2 protein-coding genes are annotated in these 3545 nt (G+C 48.5%); one reads left to right on the forward strand and one right to left on the reverse strand.

Features of this window, described 5'->3' with window-relative positions:
• Positions 1 to 162: 162 nt before the first annotated feature.
• Positions 163 to 3171: a type I restriction endonuclease subunit R gene (locus WAO31_RS01430; protein WP_509589325.1), complete on the forward strand. Its 3009-nt coding sequence runs from the start codon at positions 163 to 165 to the stop codon at positions 3169 to 3171.
• Here the strand turns inward: WAO31_RS01430 and WAO31_RS01435 are convergent.
• The coding region (locus tag WAO31_RS01435) for a hypothetical protein (RefSeq protein WP_509589327.1) at positions 3160 to 3545 on the reverse strand (386 nt) is incomplete at its 5' end. The genes WAO31_RS01430 and WAO31_RS01435 overlap by 12 nt on opposite strands.

Genomic DNA, 3545 nt, shown 5'->3' on the forward strand with positions numbered 1-3545 from the left:
CCCTTCGGTTTCCACCCAAGACAAGTTGGTTCAAAAAATATTGCCTGCGCAACAACTTGTAAAAGATCTGACCATCGGCCTACCTGCCGAAATAGCAGCCCGCCGTAAACAATACGAGTACTTCAGAAACAAGCTCCTCACCTTCAAGGAACTTGAAGCAGCATGAGTATTCAGAAGTTTGATCCCATAGCAGTTGGTTCTGAGAGCACGGTTGTTGCTGAGTATTCGCAAGAGGACCGCAAGGCAGCTGCTTATCAGTCAGAGGCTGATCTAGAGAAAGCATTTGTTGCTCTTCTAAGAGAGCAGGCCTATGAATACCTTGCCATTACCCAAGAAGAGGACCTGAAGGCTAACCTGCGGTTGCAGCTGGAGAAGCTGAACAAATATGAGTTCACTGATGGGGAGTGGGGGAGGTTCTTTCTTGCAAGTGTCTCTGGTGAAAAAGACGGAATCATTGAAAAGACTCGTCGGATTCAAGAGGACTACATCCAAGTTCTAAAGCGTGACAATGGTGAAACCAAGAACATCTACCTAATTGACAAGCAGAACATCCACAACAACAGCTTGCAGGTAATCAACCAGTACGAGGCTGAGGGCAGCCGGGCAAATAGATATGACGTGACGGTTCTGGTGAATGGGTTGCCCCTGGTTCACATTGAGCTAAAGCGCAGGGGTGTGGATATCCGAGAGGCTTTCAACCAGATCAACCGCTATCAGCGGGATAGTTTCTGGTCCGGGTCCGGGCTGTTCCAGTATGTCCAACTGTTCGTGATCTCAAATGGAACTTTTACTAAGTACTACAGCAACACTGTTAGAGAGCTTCACGTCAAAGAGGCATCAGGCGGAGTCAAATCAAAAAAGACCTCAAACTCCTATGAGTTCACCAGCTGGTGGGCTGATGCCAGTAACGAGCCCATCTTTGATCTGATGGCCTTTGGGAAGACTTTCTTTGCCAAGCATTCCCTGCTTAACGTGTTGACTCGTTACTGCGTCTTTACTGCAGACCAAGAGCTTTTGGTAATGAGGCCCTACCAGATAGTCGCAACAGAGAGAATTCTGCAGCGGATAACGGTTAGCCAAAATTCAAAGACCCTGGGCACTTTAGATGCGGGTGGTTATATCTGGCACACCACCGGGTCAGGTAAGACTTTGACCAGCTTCAAGACCGCTCAATTGGCCAGTCGAATACCCGAGGTTGAAAAAGTATTGTTCGTCGTTGACCGAAAAGACCTCGATTTCCAAACCATGAAGGAATACAACCGTTTTGAAGACGGCGCTGCCAACTCAAATACGAATACGGCCGTTCTCAAGAAACAGCTTGAGGATCGCAACTCGAGAATTATTGTTACGACAATCCAGAAACTTAGTCGCTACATCAAGCTCAACAAGAAGTCTGATGTCACGAAACTGCGCACAGTCTTGATTTTTGACGAGTGCCATCGTTCTCAGTTTGGCGACATGCACAGAGAGATTCGCAAGGCGTTTTCGAACTACAACCTTTTCGGCTTTACCGGCACCCCAATCTTTGCTGCAAACTCCATGGCTGGCGGAGATCCGAACCTCAGAACCACTGAACAAGCTTTTGGCGAAAAGCTACACACCTACACAATCGTTGACGCCATCCGAGACAAAAACGTGCTGCCCTTCCGGGTTGATTACGTAAACACGGTCAAACTTCCTGAGCAACTTGCCGACAAACAGGTGAAGGCCATTGACACTGAGAGGGCGCTACTGGCGCCTGAACGTATGGAAAAAATCGTTGGCTACATAATCGAGCACTTTGATCAGAAGACTAGACGCAATGATTCTTACTCCCTGCAAGATCGAAGGCTGAATGGGTTCAACTCCATTCTTGCGACGCAATCTATTGAGGCTGCAAAGCGTTACTACCAGGCATTTAGGAGTGCTCAGGCTGACAAGCCTGAAGAGACTCGACTCAAGATTGCCACGATCTACAGCTACGCCCCGAATGAGGAGGAACCAGACGGCCTCTTGGCGGAAGAGGGGTTTGAAGTAGGGGAGCTTGATAAGTCATCAAGAGACTTCCTCGAGTCTGCGATTGGCGACTATAACCAGATGTTCGGTGTTTCTTTTGACACGGGATCCGATGGGTTTGAGAACTACTACAAAGACCTCACCAAGCGATTGAAGTCCAGAGAGCTTGACCTAGTAATTGTTGTCAACATGTTCCTTACCGGCTTTGACGCCACAACTCTGAACACCCTTTGGGTAGACAAAAACCTCCGTCAGCATGGCCTTCTGCAAGCCTTCTCGAGAACAAATCGAATTCTCAACAGCGTCAAGACCTATGGCAACATCGTGTGCTTTCGAGATCTTGAATCCGAGACCACCGAGGCTATATCTCTTTTTGGAAACAAGAATGCTGGCGGCATTGTTCTTCTCAAACCTTTTGCTGATTACTACGGCGAGTATCAAGGCTTAGTTGCCAGGCTTCTCGAGAGCTATAGGCCAGGAGACCTTCCTGCTGGCGAGGAGGATCAGCGGGAGTTCATCAACCTCTACAACGGCATTCTCCGCTTGACTAACATTTTGGCTTCTTTCGATGAATTTCAAGATGCACAGCTACTGTCTGAAGCTCAGAGACAGGACTACCAAAGCACTTACCTAGAACTTAGAAATGTCTTGCAGCCCAGGATTGACCCCGATAAGGAGTCAATTCTGGATGACATCGTCTTTGAACTGGAGCTAGTCAAGCAGATCGAGATAAATGTCGATTACATCTTGATGCTCGTAAAGTCACTTCAAGAAAAGTCCGGAGACGACAAAGCTGACAAGGAAATTAGAGTTGCGATTGAACGCGCTGTCGACTCCAGTTACAGCTTGAGGAGTAAGAAGGACCTGATTCAGCGGTTTGTTGAGGACATCTCCGTTGACACCAATGTAGAGAGCTATTGGTCAAAATTCATCTCAGAGCAAAAACAAGTGGAGCTCGAGCAGATCATCGAGGATGAGAGCTTAGACACCGCAAGAGCGCACGTCCTCATGGAGCAGGCTTTCAAGACTGGTGAGCTGAGGCTCGAGGGAACAGCCGTGTCTCGAATGCTCCCAGCAGTAAACATGTTCGCCCCAGACAGCGAATACAGCAGCCAGAAGCAGAGGGTATTTGAGAAGCTGGCGGCATTCTTTGAGCGGTTTCACCTACTCGGCTAGCTGTTCACCCTGCTCATCGAGTCGCTGATCTCGAATACTCGATATCGTCTCTCCGTTATAGAGCCAATAAATTGGGCCCTGCATTGCATGGCTCTTGCCTCCAAGAAGAACTTTGGCTTGCTGTGCTGCCTTTGATGGCGACATGACCTCATTGTTGAAGACAACGTTGTGCCTATCTCGCACTGTGCAGGTGATTGAAAGGTCAGACACGAATTGCAGAACACTATCTGCAGCTATGCCATTTTCATAAAAGTCGAACCGGCCGCTCAGCCTAGTGGCGCGCTCCACTGCGTCGGCACTCTCTAGGTCTTCGAAGATGTCCTCCCTTGGAGTGACATCTTCAATTGCAAGCAGCTCGATAACTACTTTTGCAC

The sequence above is a fragment of the Rhodoluna sp. genome (assembly GCF_049276775.1).
In the GTDB taxonomy this organism is placed as follows: Bacteria; Actinomycetota; Actinomycetes; order Actinomycetales; family Microbacteriaceae; genus Rhodoluna.